The sequence below is a fragment of the Paraglaciecola sp. L3A3 genome (assembly GCF_009796765.1).
In the GTDB taxonomy this organism is placed as follows: domain Bacteria; phylum Pseudomonadota; class Gammaproteobacteria; order Enterobacterales; family Alteromonadaceae; genus Paraglaciecola.
Window position 1 is genome coordinate 989,882 of record NZ_CP047023.1, and the last position, 17,976, is coordinate 1,007,857.

Genomic DNA, 17,976 nt, shown 5'->3' on the forward strand with positions numbered 1-17,976 from the left:
TATAGTTTGGCTGATTTTAAATTTGCGCTAATGCAGCAACAAAGCCAATCAAACCACCAAACACTCCGCCCCAAACCACTAACCAGCCTAAATGTTCTTTGATCATTTGTTGAACAATATCTTTAACCATTATAGGGGTGAGTTCATTTAGGCGTTGCTCAACTATATTGCTAATTTTCTGTTGTAGAGTGTTGTCCATTTCGAGGTGAGTGAGTTGTTGTTGCAATATTTCAGAAAACTCATCACTTTCACTGATATCTTTAATCGATTCTGTCATTTTGTTGATAAAAGGTTGTTTTAGCGGTTCTAATGCCTCTACTCCGCCAAACATGCTGAGCATTTGGCCAAATGAAGACGCTTGGATCACCGCGACCAAAGAATCAAAAGTAGGGGCTAAATCGACTTTGTCAATGATTGGCGCTAAGTTTATCTTAACGCTTTGTTTGCTATCACTCATAAATCGTTGAATATTTTCGGCAGTAAAAAATTGCTGCATAATTAAATTCCGAATACCTGCTTTAAAATCTTCAAAACGTTCAGGGATCACGCCAGAACCATACAAGCCTGGCACTTTTTCAAATAACATATGAATAGCTAACCAGTTTGTGATAGCACCGGATAGAGCAAACAAGCCGACTGTTTTAATAATTTGGTTGTCTAAAATAAAACCTAAAATAATTAACACCAGAGCAAGGAGGTTAGTGAGTACATTTTTATTCAACTGTTTAATTCCTAATGAATGGGGATTAATAATGAGCAGGAGTTATAACAAGATATTTAATACTGTCAATGATCAAAAGACTAATCACAAAAAAACGGCCTCATTTGAGGCCGTTTCTTAGGCTAGTTACATTACCTATTTAAGGATACTAACTAACCTGAATACTGGATAAGCCAAACCCCTCGATAACGCTCTTTTTGTGCGTAGCGGCGTTGGGCTGCCTAGCCGCGATGGAGGAGAGTCTAGTAATAACACGTTATTACGTACGACAATCCGCATTGCTATACACCAAAATTTCGTCACCGAGTAAGCATTCAGGTGAAGTGATTTGGGTGAACGTTATTAAGCTATTGAATTGTAATGAAAAATTTAGATTAGACGATACTTCTTATCCAGAACTCAGGTTAACTAAACACCATGTTGAAATGGTAATGGGCAGCTAGTCAATATTAAATACGAGCTTTTAACACTGCTGCGAGAGCTGAATCTGCTAAGCCATTTTCAATTGCCCAATCACTGACAGTTTTGCCGTCTTGTTCTGGGGTGCTTAAATCACTTTTAGGCATTTTTTTTACGATTAAGGTACCCGTTTCTACTGCATTACTTAACATGGCAGTACGAATTAAGCTGTTACCACCACAAGAGACTCCTGCGTAATAGTCTTTAATTTTTAGGCTGAAGTCAGTTTCGACCATTTTCATTTTTTTGCGTAATTCGGTTTTATCATCTGCTTTTACTATGGTGCAGATATTTTGTAATGCTTCATTTACGTCTGCTTGGGCATTGCCAGCAAAGATTAATGAAGTAGTGGCGATAACAATTGTTGTCTTAACTATATTTAACATGGTAAATACTCTAATAAATTAGTTGGCTGTTTTTTAAAGCCTTACTTGGCTTCTAACAAACATTAAACCGAAAAATTAGTGATTAAAAAACATGCTTTTCGATACTTAGGTGTTAAAAGTTATAAGAAACAGGTGTGTTCGTTGTCATTATTTGCAAAGCCATTTATATTTTTTATTGTGGTTTGTGCGATTTCATTTAATGCTTCTTGGGTAAAGAAACCCTGATGACCTGTGATTAATACATTATGAAAAGTTGTAAGTCGTTGAAATAAGTCGTCTTGGATCATTTCGCAAGATCTATCTCTGAAGAATAATTCAGATTCCATTTCGTAAACATCCAAACCTACATAAGCAATTTTCTGTGATTTTAAACCTTGGATCAAAGCACTGGTTTCAATCAGCCCTCCTCTAGAAGTATTAATTAACATCACTCCTTTTTTCATTTTTTCGATGTTTTGCTGATTAATAATATGTCGATTGTCTTCGGTGAGAGGGCAGTGCAAGCTAATAATATCGCTATCAATGAATAACTGCTGCAGGCTTGTATATTCGACTACAGACTCTAATTCTGAATTAGGATAAGGGTCGTAAGCTAACACTCGGCAGCCAAATCCTTTGACAATATTGACAAAAGCGCTACCAATATGACCGGTACCAATTACCCCAATAGTTTTATTATGTATGGTAAAACCTAATAAACCTTGCAGGTCGAAGTTACCTTCTTTTACTCGGTTATAAGCTTTATGGGTTCGTCTATTTAAAGTTAATATCAAGGCCATGGCATGTTCGGCTATGGCGTGGGGCGAATATACAGGAACATGACTAACCGTTATGCCTAGTTGGTGACAGGTAGGAATATCTACATTGTTGTAACCAGCACAGCGAAGAGCTATATGTTTAACGCCTAACTCTGCTAATTGTGTGACTACTTGGCTATTCAGTTCATCGTTGACAAATACACAAACAGTATCAAAGCCTGTGGCTAAGGTGACGGTTAGTTCATCTAGTTTCGCTTCGATATAGGTAACGTTAATCGAAGACTGGCTGGTGAATTTACTAAATACTTGTTGGTCGTAATTTTTACTACTAAAAAAAGCCACTTGAGATATTTGAGTCATAACAAAGCCAATAGAGATGAGTGATGGGAGTCTTATTTAACGTGTTTTTATAACAGTTATCAATAAGCTTGTTAATAATTGTATAGAGATGGTTATTTAAGCCATGTGTGTGGTGTCAATCCTAGGTAGAATAACAGGTACTTACTTTATTTAGGCTATTTCATGGATTCGATTTTATTGATTATTTTTATCTCACTGGCAATTGCTAGTGTGTTGAATATTATTTTGAAAAAATTCTCGGTATCACACATTATTGGTTACATTATTACCGGCACTATCATCAGTAATTTATTTAATTTTAATGGCAGTGACAAATTACATTCGTTAGATCTAATAGGTGAATTTGGTATTGTTTTTTTGATGTTTACTATTGGTTTAGAACTATCTTTTGCTAAATTGAAAAAAATGAAAGAGCTGGTGTTTTTTAATGGTTTAGTTCAAGTCATAGGTAGTGCCTTAGTTATATTTTGTGTGGCACATTATGTGTTTGCACAAAATATAATCGCTTCTGTGATAATAGCCTTAGCCTTTAGTTTGTCCTCCACTGCTATTGTTTTAAGCTACCTGAAAAAATCGAAAGATGTAATTACTCCTTATGGAGAAAAGTCTGTGGCTATTTTGATATTCCAAGACTTGGCAGTGATACCCGTACTTTTATTGATTAGCTTTTTAGCGAATGACCAATTATCTATGGGGGATGTGTTACTGAGTACGCTGATTTCAGCGACTCTGGTGATTGTCTTTATGTTTACCCTTGGTAAAAAAATTATTGAGTGGTTATTGCATTTTTCAACCAATGCTAAGTTAGAAGAACTATTTTTAGGGTCAGTATTAAGCATCGTAATAGGCGCTTCTTTATTAGCTCACGAAATGGGTTTTACCTACTCTTTAGGGGCATTTATCGCCGGAATGATCATTGCGGAAACCAATTTCCATGTAAAAGTTGAATCGGATATTGCGTCTTATAAAGATGTTCTACTCGGAGCATTCTTTTTTTCTATCGGCACTAAAATTGATTTCGTTTATTTTTATCAAGAGTTCTTTTGGGTCTTAGCTGTATTGGCTTTAACCATGCTTTTAAAGGCGGTGATTATTTATGGACTCATTCGCCGTAAATCAAATAAAAGTGATTCAGTAAAAACAGCCATTGCCTTATGTCAAGTTGGCGAGTTTTCTTTTGCTATATTTTCTTTGGCCTTAAGTGAAAATCTTGTCTCTAATGAGTTAGGCAGTTTTTTGATCCTAGTTACTGTGTTGTCCATGATCGTCACCCCCTTTATGGTTAATAACATTTATAAGTTAGCTTCTTACTTTGCAGAAGAATTTTTTGAGTCAGATAAAATATCACCAATAAATGTCAGTCAACATACTGTTATATGTGGATTTGCCATAGCTGGACGCCTTGTAGCCAAAGAGTTAGCTGAAAAAGGCATTCAATTTGTGATTATTTCTGATAATTTGCAGCATGTCCTATTAGCAAGAGAGCGCGGGTTTCAAGCATATTTTGGCCACTTAGATAAGCGACCCGTACTTGAATCATTGAAGATTGAGCAAGCGGCGAGTGTGATAGTGACAGTGAACAGTTTGTTGAGTAAAAAGATTGTATGCCAAGCGATATTACAATATGACTCCGCTGCACAAGTTATAGTAAAAATATCCAGTTTGGCCGAGAAAAAGGCATTAGAAGGTATTGGTATCACAGACTTTGTACATGCATACCAAGAAACCGCTAGGTTATTGGTTAAAAGTAGTTTAGCTCATCGTAGGGCTATGGGGCCAAAAGGCTCCGAATTACAGAGTCAATAATGAAAGATAACTTAGCCTTAACGTTAGGCGCCATAACTAGTTTTTGCGCGGCTTTAGCCCATATTGGTATTATTATCGGTGGCCCTAATTGGTATCGTTTTTTTGGTGCTGGGGAAGTTATGGCGAAAATGGCTGAACAAGGCCGTATACAGCCCGTTATTATTACTGCAGGGATTGCCGTTTTATTGGGTGTTTTTGGTGTGTATGCATTATCTGCTGCGGGAATTATCGGAAAACTGCCGTTACTTAAAATAGCTTTAGTGATGATTAGTATAGTTTATTTAATCAGAGCTACCGCTGGGTTTGTTTTACCATTTATTAGTTCTCATCCTGCGATTAGCCAAAACTCTGTGACTTTTTGGTTGATCAGTTCAAGTATTTGTTTAGTTATGGGGTTGTTGCATATATTTGGTACCATTAAATTATACCAGTGATATAAATAAGAGAAATTAAAAATGAAAACAATGACTTGTAAACAATTAGGTGGTGCTTGTGACTTAGCTTTTACTGCTTCTTCTTTTGAAGATTTAGTGACTCAGAGTAAAATGCATGGCATGCAAATGTTTCAACAACAAGATGCACAACATATGGAAGCTATGGGTAAAGTTCAAATGTTGATGATGAACCCACAAGCTATGCAAGAATTTATGGATGCAAAACGGGCTGAGTTTGACGCCTTGCCTGAAGATTAAACTTTTAACTAATTAGCTTTTGGAAGTTAGATTATAACGGCGGCTCTTCTGAGCCGCGGTTATTCGTTGTTCAGTTAAACAATATTCGCCTTACTCAATACAAACAATTGATTTCAAACTACGGTGAAATAATTTGCCATTAGAGTATGCCATCGCATTTAACGAAACGGTTTCACCAGCTTGGCCTATGTCATTAACCGCAATTAACGCATTAGGATCAAAAGGTACGTTGGCATCAATCACATAAGTTAAGCCGTGGGCATTGGTAAAAAATATCTTGTTGTTCACGACTATTGGGGATCCTAAAAAGGACTTTTGCGTACCGTCACCCTGTGCTCTAGGTTCTGGATTATGACGTTGCCCCCGTGAATTTAGTTGATCTGTGGTCTGCATTGTTTTCCATACATATTGCTCAGTTTTGCCTTTCTCTCGCTTTACCTCTGTTGGAATTTCTAACAAGGTATTTTCTCCTGTTATTAGATCATGCATTGCAATATAGGGCTGGTACCTCACCATATAATAAAGTTTATTATTAAGTACAACTTGGGTGTAGGGTTGGCGATCCCAGTGACCTTGTAAGTTAGGATTTTGTTGTAAGACATAATCTTGTAAATTTAAATCAAACTGGTAACGGCTGAGTTCGTGTAAATTCTGTTTAGTTTTAAATTTACCGCTAGAGCTGTCTAGTTGATAAATTTCGAAGGTCTTAAAATCAAAACCCTGTTGCCAAAAAGCTGTGTTTGTATTCCAATTTTGTATCTCGGTGCCACCAAAAGGTTTAGTTGAATGAGGTGCTTGCCATTGCCATAATGACTTGCCTGCTGTAGCAGGACGAAGATCCACTAGACTCAAGCCTTCAGGTTTTTCTGGCACATCGTGAGGCCCACCACGACCGATCATAATGGCTGGTATCCCTTCCTTTGTGTATGAGAAAACCGGCGTACTATAATGAGTTAGTGCGTCTTCACTTACCCATAAGCGTTTACCTGTTTTTACATCAAAGGCATGTAAATAGTTCCAGTTATCAATGCGGCTATTGTCATCTTGTGCTTTAGGTTCAACGTTAAAAATCATCTTGCGATATAAAATTGTGTCGTACTGTTTATTAAAAGGTGCATCTTTTGATGGTTCGAAAGTACGTGACCAGATGGGTTTTCCTTGCATAGTAAATGCCGCCATACCGCCAGCTGAATTGACTACCCAAACATGTTTACCATCCGTTGCTGGAGAAGGAGAGGTTGCATCACTAAAAGTGTAATTGTACATTGCCTCTACTGTTCCTTTGACTGTCCTCTGCCACTGAACTGTGCCTGTAATTGCATTGAGACTGTACAAAATTATGTCACTACCCATCCCCTTTTGTTGCAAGCTATTTTCTGCTTGAGTTAAGCTTTCATACATAGTCATTAGTGTTTTATTTTGACTGAATATATAGTTTAGTTTGTCCGTTTTGTTTTTAGTCAGCGCTAACCACTGGGGATTTTTTAACTTGGCCCTATAATTCAGTTCGGCTAGTTTTTGGACTTGTCTTTCTTTTATAAGCTTATTCCATTCATTCGCCGTTTTATTTACTAACAAATTGAGTTCATTTAGCTTTTTATCATTCTTCTGTTTTAAATCAGTGATTGTGGCTGTGTATTCAGTTTCGTATGCCAATTTAGCTGTTTGATGTTGTGCTTCGAGCTTATTTAGAGCGGGTGTGTCAAGGGGCCGATTAATAGTAAAAAATACTTGGTCTTGCCAAACCGTAATACCACTTTGCCCTCCTGCAGGAAGCTCAACTTGCCACTTAATATTTTTGCCAGTGCGTACAGACCATTCATTCTTTAGTTGATTATGAGTGGTGACTTGGCCATTGCCATTAGGCCCACCAAACATAGGCCACTGCTCTTGAATATTGATAGTTTGAGCTGCCACATTGATACTAAAAAAATTCAGAAAAGATATGAGTAATAAAGGGGATAATGTGCGAGAGTTATATTTCATGTGGACTCGAGTGTCTAAGTATTGCTAGTTATTGTCACTAAAACACAAAATGTTTCAAATTAATTTACAATTTGTTAATAAATGTCGTTGGGTATAACATCATTGCGGTAAGCTTGGTCCTCAGTTGTTTAAGGATAATGAAGTCTTGGATTAGTTTATCTTTAGGTCCCAGTGTATTCGGCTTTGAATGGTTTTTGTGGTGTGTTGAATTAGGGGCTGTTGATCTTTGGTGAATGTTTTTGCAGCATATTGTGCGGTATTTATACAATGAAGCACGAGAGTGATGTAGTTGTTCTACTTGAGTGAGTGATAAAGCAGTAGAAATGCCTTACAAACTCTGCTTCTTATGTTTTAAAGAAAGTAGGTCTTGCTATACGCTTTTTACTCTTTATTCGCTTTAGCGTAGGGCAGGATGCCGGAAGCAAACCAGCTCCGCGATTAAAAAGTGTTCAGGTTGAGTAAATTTACACACCAAAGATCAACATCTCCCAGTATTAGGTAATTATAATTCCTTTTTTTAACAATTATCCATGCGTTCAATTGATTCATCGATTACACTCAGGTCTAAAGGAATAGTATGGGGAATTTAATTAATGAAAGTAGAAGATTATACAGTTATAGCTAATGATGTTTTTGTGCTTCCTGAAGCTGTGATGAAAATAAAACAGTTAATCGATGATGAGGCAACTTCGATGGAAGATATTGCTGATGTCATTAATTATGATCCTGCGATCATGTCTCAAGTGTTAAAAATTTCTAATAGTGCCTTATATAAATTTCCTAGTACTATTACAACAGTCAGAAAAGCTATTCAGGTTATAGGTACTCGTTCCGTTTATGATTTAGTTTTAGCCTATGGTGTTACTCAGGCTTTTAAAGATATTGATACCACAGTGGTTGATTTGGAAAGGTTTTGGGAGTTGGGTGTTAACTGCGCCTTATTAGCTAAATATTTTGCTGAAGAACTCGGTATTAAAGAGGCAGAGAAGTTATTTGTTTGTGGTTTGTTACATAATCTAGGGGAATTGGTGTTAGTTCAACTCAATCCAGAACTGGCACGTAAAGGATCTGAAGTGGATGAAAAATGTCGTCCTTTAGCTATGCAGAAAAAATATCTTGGTTTTTCATATTCAGCCATATCAGCTGAACTATTAAAACAGTGGGGAATACCGCAGGATATTTCAGATATCATAAGTCATATTCATGTCAGTGAGCGGCCTGCTGAAACCAAAGAGCAAAAAATTATTCAGTTAAGTTACATTTTGGCGCTGAATAATGTGTATGGTGACTATTACTCTAAATACGATGATATTACTCCGGACATGTATGAAAGCTTGGGTCTAGAATTAGAGAGTGTAGACAATGCCCTGGATTTCAGTAACTTGCAATTAATGAGCGCCCTTGCTTTATTTAGCCCATCATCCTTTTCACTTTTCTAGTTTTTGCTTATTAGCGCGAGGAACTCAGGCCCTCGCGTTATTTATCCTCACTCTATAACGGTTTTTTATAACGAATTTTATCCAAACACAGTAACAACTTGTCTGCTTATAGCGATTAACTCTCCTTTTGCGTCCCAAACATTCGCTTCGGTATGGGCATAACCATCAGAGGCTTGTCTGGTTGTTGCTTGGTAAGCACACCAGTCGTCATTAGCAATCGGCAAATGAGGATGAATAAATTCCAGATTCCAACTCATAGTGCTAGCCATTTTAGGTAACTTAAACATTTGTAAAATAGTCGGTGGCCATATATCAATAATAGCCACTAAATGTGTATCGCTAAAGACCTCAGGAGGCGTGGCGAAGCGCATCCAACCTTGCACGCTGGCTTCTTTATTCCCAGTAAATGGCCAACCGCCTTTAGTTTTTGCTAACTGAAATTGAGCCAAATATTTAGGCGTTACTTTAGGTATTTGAGGTAAAAAGTTAGCTTTTTTTGGCGGCGGCATACAATGCTGTAAATTATTTTTTATCTCTATTTTAGATCGTCTTGCTGTCCCAAAACAGGCTAAAGATGATAATACTGCTTTGCCGTCTTGGTTTATTCTGCCTAATATTTGAGTAACGTTTTTGCCACGCCGTAATACTTCAATTGTGATTTCAAATTCTTCACCCAGCTTGATTGGACCAATAAAATTAGTATTTAGGCTTCTAAGTAACTGCTCTTTTGTTATTGCATGTTTCATCGCATGATAGGTTAATGCCGCGGATAAGCCGCCGAATAGGGTACGACCTTGAGACCAAGACTCAGATACTGATAGTTTAGCTGTCAGCTGGTTGTCATTCATTTGAGTATCAATTGAGTGTAAAAGTTGATCGATATGCATTTGCTATCCTGAGTTGAGACTTTATGTATTTATACCTCCTAACTGGTCTGATGTCTAGTCTGTGAAAAGTTGTTGTTATACTTATACCAATCTAGCTAAATAATTCTGAGTGACTACTAATTTAACCTGAATACTGGATAAGCCGAACCTCTCGATAACGCTCTTTTTGTGCCTTGCGGCGTTGGGCTGCCTAGCCGCGTTGGAGGAGAGTCTAGCAATAACACGTTATTACGTACGACAATCCGCCTTGCTATCCACGAAAAATTTCGTCACCGAGTAAGCAACCATGTGAGGTGAATTGGATGGATATTATTAAGTTATTGAATTGTAATGATAAATTAAGATTGGACGATACTTCTTATCCAGAACTCAGGTTAATTTAGCTAGAGTGCTATTAAACCTGAATTTTACATATAAAAAAACCGCTAGTTAAGCGGTCTTTATTTGCTACAAAGTAGTGTATTAATAACCTACTTTCAGTCCTAACATTTCTCTCGTTACGAGAACAACACCTTTGTCTGTGACTCTAAAACCTCGAGCTAAGTCATCTTCTTTACTATGGCCGATAACTGTTCCTTCAGGAACTATACAACCTCGGTCGATAATGGCTTTACGTATTCTACAGTTTCTTTCTATTTCAACATCAGGCAGTAATACTGAGTCTTCAATTTCACTGTAAGAATGCACTCTGGCGTTAGAAAAACAGATACTGCGTCTGAGTGTCGCTCCTGAGATAATACAGCCGCCAGATACTACTGAATTGATAGCTGTTCCTCGTCGGTTATCTTCTTCCCAAACAAATTTAGCTGGTGGTAGTTGCTCTTGGTATGTCCAGATTGGCCATTTTTTGTCATACAAATTAAGTGCTGGTACAGGTGCGACTAATTCCATATTGGCTTGCCAAAACGAATCAAGAGTACCTACATCACGCCAATAGGTTTCGTCATCATCGCTACCGAATTGAAAAGCGTAGACCGAACCATCTGCAATAATTGAAGGAATAATATCTTTACCAAAATCTCTTTCTGAACCAGACTTTTCTGCATCACGTTTGAGCTGTTCAAACAAAAACTCGGTATCGAAAACATAATTGCCCATAGAGGCTAAACATTTTTCTGGATCATTGGGTAAAGGTGTTGGATGTTCAGGCTTTTCTTCAAAGCCAATAATTTTATAGTTTTCATCTACAGACATCACACCAAACTGGCCAGCGGCTTCTTCTAATGGAACGGGAATACAGCAAACTGTCATTTTAGCACCTGATTCTGCGTGCTTAGCAATCAGGTTACCGTAGTCCATACGATAAATATGATCACCTGACAAAACCATTACAAACTTTGGTAACTCATCACGGATGATATCGATATTTTGAAATACTGCGTCGGCAGTTCCTTCATACCAATTATCAGAAAATCTTTGTGATGCGGGTAATATTTCTACTGATTCTCCTAGTTCTTTTTTGAAATGTCCCCAGCCTCTAACGAGGTGACGTATTAACGAATGGGATTTGTATTGAGTGACAACCCCTACATTTCGAATACCTGAGTTGATACAGTTGGAAAGTGGGAAATCGATAATGCGAAACTTACCACCAAAATATAATGCTGGTTTTGCTCGCCAATTTGTTAATTCATAGAGTCGTGACCCTCTGCCGCCAGCTAAAATAAGTGCGTAAGTGTCGCGCGTTAAATTACTGATATAGCGAGATGGTTGCTTTGCCATAAATCCGTACTCCTTCAAGTTAAGTGCCAAATTTTTATTTTATTTTAATAACTCTTATAAGCGTTTACATCTATGAGTTTACACGACGATGAACTTAATACAATTGACAGATTAGTGTTAAGACTGGTTTATTTTAATTCAAAATTTACTGCTGGTGTTCAGCGCTAACTTGGTGAATAATTAATAGTTTTGCGGAGGCTGGTTCGAGTGTATAACGTTGCAATTTTAGCTTATAACAATATCGCCATTTTTGAATTATCCTGTGCGATTGAAATTTTTGCTTTACCTCGCCCCGAATATACTGATTGGTATCAGACTGAAGTGATATCTTTTGACTCACAACCAATAAAAGCAACAGGTGGAGTTTCTCTTTACGCTAAATGTACCGATGATCTGCAGCAATACGATATGCTAATTATTCCCAGTTGGGATATTAATAATAATCATGTTCGATTAGATATGGCAGAAAAAATCAGTCATTTTGCAGAATCCGGAAAACGTATTATTAGTTTTTGTTCCGGGTCATTTTTATTGGCCCAGTTAGGGTTGTTGCAGAATAAGCGAGCGACAACTCATTGGCGTTATGCTGAAATATTTAAATTAAGATTCCCTAAAGTCGAATTTGTGGATGATGTACTGTATACCCAAGATAGTAATATTAGTTGTTCTGCGGGCAGTGCCGCCGGCTTAGATTTAGGCATTGAAATTGTACGTCAAGATTTTGGTCATAAAATTGCGAATCAAGTGGCTCGAAGACTGGTTATCTCTCCTCACCGAAGTGGCGGTCAGTCACAATATATTGAAACCCCTTTAGTTAAACAAAACGGCGCATTCAGTGAAACTCTAGATTGGGCTATAGAAAATATTAATAAACCACTTACTGTTGATACCTTAGCCTCTCAGGCAAATATGTCTAGGCGCAGTTTTGACAGACATTTTAAAAAGGCTTTAGGCATCAGTCCTAAGGCCTGGTTAAATCAGCAAAGAGTAAACCTAGCTAAACAATTGTTAGAGACTGAAAATTTAACTGTAGAGCAATTAGCGCAAAAAATTGGTTATGATAACGGTATTACTTTCAGGTTTAATTTTAATAAATATGTAGGTGTAGCGCCGAGTCGGTATCAAGCTCAATTTAGTATTAATAAATAATCAAATAAATCTTCTTGAATTATTTATTGGTTGGGTTTATTACTTTGTCACCCTGTACTTCTTAATTCAGTTTAATTTTTTAATGGGATATTTAATTTTTTATGGGACTATTTATTGGGCATGGAAGTGTAGAGCTACATATAAAAGATAGAATTTTATATGTTGAAGGTTCAGGCCCTTGGAATTTAGAAGCGGTAAAAGAAGCTGGGAATACCTTTAACCCATTGATTAACTGTTTATCAGGAGAACCTTGGGCTGTTTTGGTGGTGTTGCATGGCGATCCTATTTATGTGCCTGACGCAGCAGAACATCTTGTGCAGTCAATTAAAAAAGAACGAAAAACAGGACGTGTTGCCACAGCTATTATAGTTGACCATTCAAACTCTCCGGCATTTGCTAAACGACACCTTAGTGATATCTATGAAAAAGCTGGCTGTGATTATCGATTCTTTTCAGAGGAAGCAGAGGCTAGTTGGTGGTTGGTACAAAAAATTTCTGCAGCACAAATTAGCTAATACCATTTTGTTGTCATTCCAGCTTAGCTTGGCAGACATCACTAATGGATATTAGCTAACACAGGTTTAATTTTTATTTTTCTAAGCGCTATGTTTCTTTTTGTACAAAGATGCAAAAATTAGATAAAGCCCCATTAAAAAGAATGGAATACTTAAAGCTTGCCCTGTATTGAGCCAAACATCACTGTTATAAGCCGCTTGTTTAACTTTAACAAATTCAATTAAGAATCTAGCAGTGAATACTAAACTTAAAAAACTACCCAGTAATGCCCCAGAATACTGTTTGATGTTAGTCAGTCGATATAGGCCGATAAGTACCGCAAAAATAGTGAGATAGGATAAGGCTTCGTATAGTTGAGCTGGATGTCTAGGCAACGAATCGATTCTTTCGAATATAACAGCCCATTTAACATTTGTTTGGATACCAATAATTTCTGAGTTCATAAAATTAGCTGAGCGTACAAAAAAACCAAACAAGGCTGTGGCTATGGCTAAACGGTCTAATAACCATAAGTAGCTAATTTTGTATTTTCTCTGAAATAAGTAAACCGCTAGAATGACTCCTAATCCGCCGCCATGACTAGCTAAACCGCCCTCCCAAATAGCAATAATCTTAAGTGGGTTGCTAAAATAATATGCTGGGTCATAAAAAATACAATGGCCTAATCTAGCGCCTAAAATTATCCCTATGACACAATATACTAATAAAGAATCCAATAATTCCAGGTTGGCTTTTTCTTGTTTAAATATCCATTTCATTACTTGCAAACCAGATAATATCGCAGTAGCAAATAAAGCACCGTACCAGTGAATTTTTAAGCCTAAAAGTGAGATTAATACTGGATCAACATTCCACGTAAAATATTCCATTGAATTTGATTTAACCTTTTAAATGAATGTGTATATAAATTATGGGGATAGTGTAACTGATAGATAGTTGACGAGTAGAGAAAAATTGTAAAAATTAACCTCGTTTAGGCAGTTTGCCAGTTATCACCATGTAATAACAGAGCGCGCCAATGGCTGAGAAAATAAGCATAGGAATAGATACACTTTGCCAGCCGTCAGTGAACAGAGTATAAAATAACATGCCTATGACCATTAACGTTGGGCTACTCACTAACGCTATCATTACTCGCACATTGGCAGGAATGAGTTTTTTAGGATTGTTGCTTTTAGTCAAGCGGTTGCCTCTTTTAAAGTGTATTAGCGAGCTTCGTCTAAAGTTAAACGTATTTTGTGATACCTTTCTTGTTGTTCTTCAGTTAACTTATTGTTTTCAATGTTTTTTATACACTTTCTTAGTAACATGGAAGACGTGCTGTTTAAGCCTAATTTACTGGCTTTTAATGCAATCACTTGTAATAAGTTGAGGGATATTGAAGTACTTTTTGGCATTAAAGTAAAGGCTTGGGTAAAGGTTTCTAGCGCGTTGTCTAAATCACCTTTTTGGTAATAGTTTACTGCGTTATTGTTGAGTTCTTTGGAGCTCTGTTTGATATTACTTTTTTCTTCTTTCTCTTGGTGAATATAGTGCAAAAATATTTCACCTTGTTCAGTCCCAGATTTACATCTATTTTCAATTTGTTCTAATACGCTTTGCGAACGCTCATGTAGTCCTAAATCATGAAATATCTTGGCTTTATCTAACAATGAGTCAACACTGTCATTATCCCAATTGTCTTCGTTTAACTGTTCTAACAAGGATAAAGCGTTGTCTTTTTCATCATTTAAATAATAGATCCGAGCATTAATGACTTGTAATTGTTCGTCCATTTCCGCTTTTGGGAAAGCTTGTTTCAGTTGTCTAACATATTCTTTTGCTTGTCTGATTAAACGATCTGTATCGTCTGCATCTGTGGTCATCGCATAGTCTATGCCTGAGCGAGCTACATTTAGATAGTTTTCAGGTTTGTCATGGATCGAGTTTTTGGCAAATCGCACTATTTTCTTAGCTGCATCGAATTGAGTTTCGTAGTCATGAGTGATGCGAGATAAATCCATAGCAGTTTTATGACGGCGAATACTTCTAGGGGAAATTTCAGTGGCCATCAATACACATTCTAATGCGGTGTCAAAGTCATTTTGTTTTATTTGTAAGGCGGTTAATAAATCGTAGGCAGCAAGCTGCGAGGTGGGCTTAAAGGCTAAACGTAAGACTAACTTTTCTGCTGATTCGTCTTCGTCCAATCTAAGATAGCTATTGACTAGCCCTAGTTGTGCCCAAGTAAACGTTTGTACTTTTAATACGGCTAAATAAAACTCTTTGGCTTGTTGAAATTGACCTGAGGCTGTCAACATTTCGCCTTTAATTTTTAATGCTATGGGAAAAAACTCTGCATTTTTAGGCGTTGCTAAAAAAAGTTCAACTTGTGATAGGGCCTTTTCATATTGATTAACTTCGATAGCTAAATATATGTCATGTAGTGCTGCTTTTCGTGCTAATACTCGGCCTAATCTTCGATCTAAGTCTTTTACTGTAAAAGGTTTAGCGAGAAAGTCATCTGGTTGCAATTCAATGATACTTTGTACTAAATCAGAGTTGGTATCGGCACTAATAAACACAAAAGCAGTACTTAGAGGTAATTCACCATTGGTCTTAATTTCGTCGTAAAAATAATAACCGTCTTGTTCTCGTTTCAGGTTATATGAACAAATGATTAGGTCATAACGTTTGTTCCTGATCGCTGTTAACGCCAAGTTTATTTTATCTACGTAAGTAATGTCGCTAAACCCTAACTCCTCTAAGGAATATTTCATATATCCCTTAGCTAAAGCTTGGTCATCAACTATCAGTACTTTAGTCTTTTTAGCGAGTTGCGAATTCATTACGTGATATTTTCCCCCTGATCTCTCTAGAGGTTATCGTATTTGAACAGAAAATAATAAGCTGAATTGGCAGAAAAAGGTAAATTAACTGATTATGTTAGCTACCGCCTGAAGTTTATTGGATTTTATCGCGACTAGTGAGTCAGTCGCGAATTACCAGTTATTGTCGGCAATATTGCTAAAAACTTAGCTTGGATAAGCTTGTTTTAGTCCAGCATAAACTTGGTCACTGTAATTTGTTAGGTTGATGTCTAAACTATTTAAGACATCAACTAAGTGTTCATTATCTTCACGACCGTTCCATACTTTGATGTAACTACCATCTTTATATCCGTGATCCTGACGGAAGAAATTCAAGATGTTTTTGCCAACGTACTGACGGTATAGTTCGTCAGAATTCATTTCAGCTTGTTCAACTATTTGGATAAACAAAGGTACATCAAAACGTTTTGCCGCACACAAGCCGGCCATTAATTGTAAGTTGTCGAGAATACCTAATTGGCTGAAATGATAATCTTTACCATCAAATGTCACTTGATTACGGCCAGATGCTAACTCTTGGGCTATGGTTTTAGCCGATTCTTGTACATCTCCCTTAAAACCAATGATGATCTCGGATAAGGCAAAGTGCCATATATCAACCAATTCCATTTGTAATTGAGGTAAGTCCTTTTGCTGTGCTTTCCACCATTTCCAACCGTGATGTTCAATCCCTTCAACCGATTCAATCATGGCTGCGCGCAAATAAGCGTAACCTGCATTTAGCCACTCAGGGTTGACCTTTTTGTTCATACCATCTTGTAGGTTTAACATTGTTGAAAGTTGCAGCGAAGTTAACATAGAGTGTCCTGTAGTTAATTATTTACTAAGTGATAGTTTTTTTCATTTCAGCAATGACGTTTATCCGTTGCTGATCGAGTTGTTTTTTAATTTGTGCGCCGCTAAAGCCTTTATCTAAAATAAGCTTTATATCGACTTTAACGGCAGCTTGATAAGCCTGCCATATATAATCGGCTTGTTCATATGGGATATTTTCAAAAGAGGTTCTACCTCGGGCATCCGCTTTGCAGGCCAGTAATAAATCGGCAAAACGTTCTGGTTTTCGCCATACATCACAGCGGTTTAACATGCCTAAAATAGTGCTTGGCTTTAAATCAAAGGCACGGTGTACATGGCTATGGTATTCACTGACTAATAAGCCTAATTCTCGGCAATCATTAGGCGCTTTGAGGCGAGCACTTAATTCTCTTATTGCACTTAAGCCTAATTTTTCGTGGCCATGGTGCGACGGCCAGTTATCTATGGGGGTTAGCCCTTTACCTAGGTCATGTACCAGAGCAGCATAACGCACAGGGAGCTTATCGGATAACTTAGCTACTTGTTGTAGCACCATCATGATATGTATACCTGTATCGACTTCTGGGTGCCACTTTGCTGGGTTAGGTATTCCCCAAAGTATATCAAGTTCAGAAAACCAGACATTCAACGCGCCACAGCGTCGTAGGTTTTCAAAGTATACTTCAGGATGATCTTCTAAAAGAGCTCGGGCTGTTTCTTGCCACACTCTTTCTGCGGTTAAATGGTTTAACTCCCCACTTTCAACCATTTGTTGCATGAGACTGAGGGTTTCAGTTGCTATATTAAAACCTAAATCATGATAACGGGCAGCAAATCTAGCGACACGTAAAACTCGCAGAGGATCTTCACTAAAGGCGGCTGAGACATGGCGTAATTGTTTATTGGCTAAGTCAGTTTGTCCATTATAAGGATCGATAATATTACCGTTATCATCCATCGCCATGGCATTTATTGTTAAGTCACGCCTAAGTAAGTCTTCTTCTAGGGTCACTTCTTGGGATGCGTCACAACTAAAACCTGTATAGCCTGCTCCTATTTTACGCTCGGTTCGCGCCAAGGCGTATTCTTCTTTTGTTTTAGGATGAAGAAAAACCGGAAAATCAGCACCAACAGGCTGAAAGCCTAGATCTAACATTTGTGCTGGTGTGCTACCAACCACTATCCAGTCTCGGTCTTTGATAGGACGGCCAAGTAATTTGTCGCGAACTGCGCCACCGACTAAATATTGCTGCATAGTAAATCCTGTAGAAACGAAGTCCTATTATGCCTTATCCCTAAGTTTTGCAGAAGGCTTTCCCATGGAAAATTTACAACAGGTCTTTGACAACCAAAGGTTTAGTGGTTAGTTTAATGGCGGGTTTCCCCACTGCACTTTTGCCAACGTTTTTATACTAACAGGACGTGTTAAT

17 protein-coding genes are annotated in these 17,976 nt (G+C 37.5%); 6 read left to right on the top strand and 11 right to left on the bottom strand.

Features of this window, described 5'->3' with window-relative positions; genetic code table 11:
- Window positions 1-16: 16 nt before the first annotated feature.
- The 3 genes from GQR87_RS04185 to GQR87_RS04195 all read right to left on the bottom strand — a co-directional run bounded on the left by GQR87_RS04185 (window position 17) and on the right by GQR87_RS04195 (window position 2,684).
- Window positions 17-721, bottom strand: coding sequence for a DUF445 domain-containing protein (locus tag GQR87_RS04185; protein ID WP_158966848.1), 705 nt, complete (start codon window positions 719-721; stop codon window positions 17-19).
- A gap of 449 nt (window positions 722-1,170) precedes the next feature.
- On the bottom strand, window positions 1,171-1,566 hold the full coding sequence (locus GQR87_RS04190; protein WP_158966850.1) for a DUF3718 domain-containing protein: 396 nt from the start codon (window positions 1,564-1,566) through the stop codon (window positions 1,171-1,173).
- 119 nt (window positions 1,567-1,685) lie between these two features.
- A complete protein-coding gene (locus tag GQR87_RS04195) occupies window positions 1,686-2,684 on the bottom strand; it encodes a 2-hydroxyacid dehydrogenase (RefSeq protein ID WP_158966852.1) in 999 nt (332 codons plus the stop codon).
- A 162-nt stretch (window positions 2,685-2,846) separates the two neighbouring features.
- On the opposite strand from GQR87_RS04195, the gene GQR87_RS04200 reads away from it, so the two are divergent.
- From GQR87_RS04200 to GQR87_RS04210, 3 genes are read left to right on the top strand one after another with little or no spacing between them, the layout of a single operon-like run.
- On the top strand, window positions 2,847-4,490 hold the full coding sequence (locus GQR87_RS04200; RefSeq protein ID WP_158966854.1) for a cation:proton antiporter: 1,644 nt from the start codon (window positions 2,847-2,849) through the stop codon (window positions 4,488-4,490).
- Complete coding sequence (locus GQR87_RS04205) at window positions 4,490-4,924, top strand: hypothetical protein (RefSeq protein ID WP_158966856.1); 435 nt, start codon at window positions 4,490-4,492, stop codon at window positions 4,922-4,924. Before GQR87_RS04200 ends, GQR87_RS04205 begins: the two co-directional genes overlap by 1 nt.
- Window positions 4,925-4,945: 21 nt before the next feature.
- Window positions 4,946-5,182: a DUF1059 domain-containing protein gene (locus tag GQR87_RS04210; protein WP_158966858.1), complete on the top strand. Its 237-nt coding sequence runs from the start codon at window positions 4,946-4,948 to the stop codon at window positions 5,180-5,182.
- 90 nt (window positions 5,183-5,272) lie between these two features.
- On the opposite strand, the gene GQR87_RS04215 is transcribed toward GQR87_RS04210, so the two are convergent.
- Window positions 5,273-7,168, bottom strand: a complete 1,896-nt coding sequence (locus GQR87_RS04215; RefSeq protein ID WP_158966860.1) for a PQQ-binding-like beta-propeller repeat protein — start codon at window positions 7,166-7,168, stop codon at window positions 5,273-5,275.
- Window positions 7,169-7,761: 593 nt separating this feature from the next.
- Here GQR87_RS04215 and GQR87_RS04220 point away from each other — a divergent pair.
- Window positions 7,762-8,607, top strand: coding sequence for an HDOD domain-containing protein (locus GQR87_RS04220; protein ID WP_158966862.1), 846 nt, complete (start codon window positions 7,762-7,764; stop codon window positions 8,605-8,607).
- A 77-nt stretch (window positions 8,608-8,684) separates the two neighbouring features.
- Here the strand turns inward: GQR87_RS04220 and GQR87_RS04225 are convergent, their stop codons facing one another.
- Together GQR87_RS04225 and glgC are read right to left on the bottom strand one after the other, a co-directional pair.
- Window positions 8,685-9,494, bottom strand: a complete 810-nt coding sequence (locus GQR87_RS04225) for a thioesterase family protein (RefSeq protein WP_158966864.1) — start codon at window positions 9,492-9,494, stop codon at window positions 8,685-8,687.
- A 462-nt stretch (window positions 9,495-9,956) separates the two neighbouring features.
- Window positions 9,957-11,216: a glucose-1-phosphate adenylyltransferase gene (gene glgC / locus GQR87_RS04230; RefSeq protein ID WP_158966866.1), complete on the bottom strand. Its 1,260-nt coding sequence runs from the start codon at window positions 11,214-11,216 to the stop codon at window positions 9,957-9,959.
- 207 nt (window positions 11,217-11,423) lie between these two features.
- Between glgC and GQR87_RS04235 the strand changes: the two genes are divergently transcribed.
- Both GQR87_RS04235 and GQR87_RS04240 read left to right on the top strand, forming a co-directional pair.
- The gene (locus GQR87_RS04235) at window positions 11,424-12,365 is read left to right on the top strand and encodes a GlxA family transcriptional regulator (protein WP_158966868.1); all 942 of its coding nucleotides are present in this window, start codon (window positions 11,424-11,426) and stop codon (window positions 12,363-12,365) included.
- Between the two features lie 101 nt (window positions 12,366-12,466).
- Complete coding sequence (locus GQR87_RS04240) at window positions 12,467-12,880, top strand: hypothetical protein (RefSeq protein WP_158966870.1); 414 nt, start codon at window positions 12,467-12,469, stop codon at window positions 12,878-12,880.
- Between the two features lie 81 nt (window positions 12,881-12,961).
- Here GQR87_RS04240 and lgt read toward each other — a convergent pair whose 3' ends face one another.
- From lgt to GQR87_RS04265, 5 genes are all read right to left on the bottom strand, one after another.
- On the bottom strand, window positions 12,962-13,750 hold the full coding sequence (lgt, locus tag GQR87_RS04245) for a prolipoprotein diacylglyceryl transferase (protein ID WP_158966872.1): 789 nt from the start codon (window positions 13,748-13,750) through the stop codon (window positions 12,962-12,964).
- A 94-nt stretch (window positions 13,751-13,844) separates the two neighbouring features.
- Window positions 13,845-14,063, bottom strand: a complete 219-nt coding sequence (locus tag GQR87_RS04250) for a hypothetical protein (RefSeq protein WP_158966874.1) — start codon at window positions 14,061-14,063, stop codon at window positions 13,845-13,847.
- 23 nt (window positions 14,064-14,086) lie between these two features.
- A complete protein-coding gene (locus GQR87_RS04255; RefSeq protein ID WP_158966876.1) occupies window positions 14,087-15,709 on the bottom strand; it encodes a response regulator in 1,623 nt (540 codons plus the stop codon).
- Between the two features lie 186 nt (window positions 15,710-15,895).
- Window positions 15,896-16,549, bottom strand: coding sequence for a dUTP diphosphatase (locus GQR87_RS04260; protein ID WP_158966878.1), 654 nt, complete (start codon window positions 16,547-16,549; stop codon window positions 15,896-15,898).
- A 25-nt stretch (window positions 16,550-16,574) separates the two neighbouring features.
- Entirely contained in the window at window positions 16,575-17,801 is a 1,227-nt protein-coding gene (locus GQR87_RS04265; RefSeq protein ID WP_158966880.1) for a multifunctional CCA addition/repair protein, read from the bottom strand.
- Between the last annotated feature and the right edge of the window lie 175 nt (window positions 17,802-17,976).

Excerpts from the sequence above, each read along its gene's own strand:
- GQR87_RS04220 (WP_158966862.1), top strand. The coding sequence starts at position 7,762 with ATGAAAGTAGAAGATTATACAGTTATAGCTAATGATGTTTTTGTGCTT.
- GQR87_RS04255 (WP_158966876.1), bottom strand. The coding sequence starts at position 15,709 with ATGAATTCGCAACTCGCTAAAAAGACTAAAGTACTGATAGTTGATGAC.
- GQR87_RS04200 (WP_158966854.1), top strand. The coding sequence starts at position 2,847 with ATGGATTCGATTTTATTGATTATTTTTATCTCACTGGCAATTGCTAGT.
- GQR87_RS04260 (WP_158966878.1), bottom strand. The coding sequence starts at position 16,549 with ATGTTAACTTCGCTGCAACTTTCAACAATGTTAAACCTACAAGATGGT.
- glgC (WP_158966866.1), bottom strand. The coding sequence starts at position 11,216 with ATGGCAAAGCAACCATCTCGCTATATCAGTAATTTAACGCGCGACACT.
- GQR87_RS04195 (WP_158966852.1), bottom strand. The coding sequence starts at position 2,684 with ATGACTCAAATATCTCAAGTGGCTTTTTTTAGTAGTAAAAATTACGAC.
- GQR87_RS04225 (WP_158966864.1), bottom strand. The coding sequence starts at position 9,494 with ATGCATATCGATCAACTTTTACACTCAATTGATACTCAAATGAATGAC.
- GQR87_RS04205 (WP_158966856.1), top strand. The coding sequence starts at position 4,490 with ATGAAAGATAACTTAGCCTTAACGTTAGGCGCCATAACTAGTTTTTGC.
- GQR87_RS04215 (WP_158966860.1), bottom strand. The coding sequence starts at position 7,168 with ATGAAATATAACTCTCGCACATTATCCCCTTTATTACTCATATCTTTT.
- GQR87_RS04190 (WP_158966850.1), bottom strand. The coding sequence starts at position 1,566 with ATGTTAAATATAGTTAAGACAACAATTGTTATCGCCACTACTTCATTA.
- GQR87_RS04210 (WP_158966858.1), top strand. The coding sequence starts at position 4,946 with ATGAAAACAATGACTTGTAAACAATTAGGTGGTGCTTGTGACTTAGCT.
- GQR87_RS04240 (WP_158966870.1), top strand. The coding sequence starts at position 12,467 with ATGGGACTATTTATTGGGCATGGAAGTGTAGAGCTACATATAAAAGAT.
- GQR87_RS04265 (WP_158966880.1), bottom strand. The coding sequence starts at position 17,801 with ATGCAGCAATATTTAGTCGGTGGCGCAGTTCGCGACAAATTACTTGGC.
- lgt (WP_158966872.1), bottom strand. The coding sequence starts at position 13,750 with ATGGAATATTTTACGTGGAATGTTGATCCAGTATTAATCTCACTTTTA.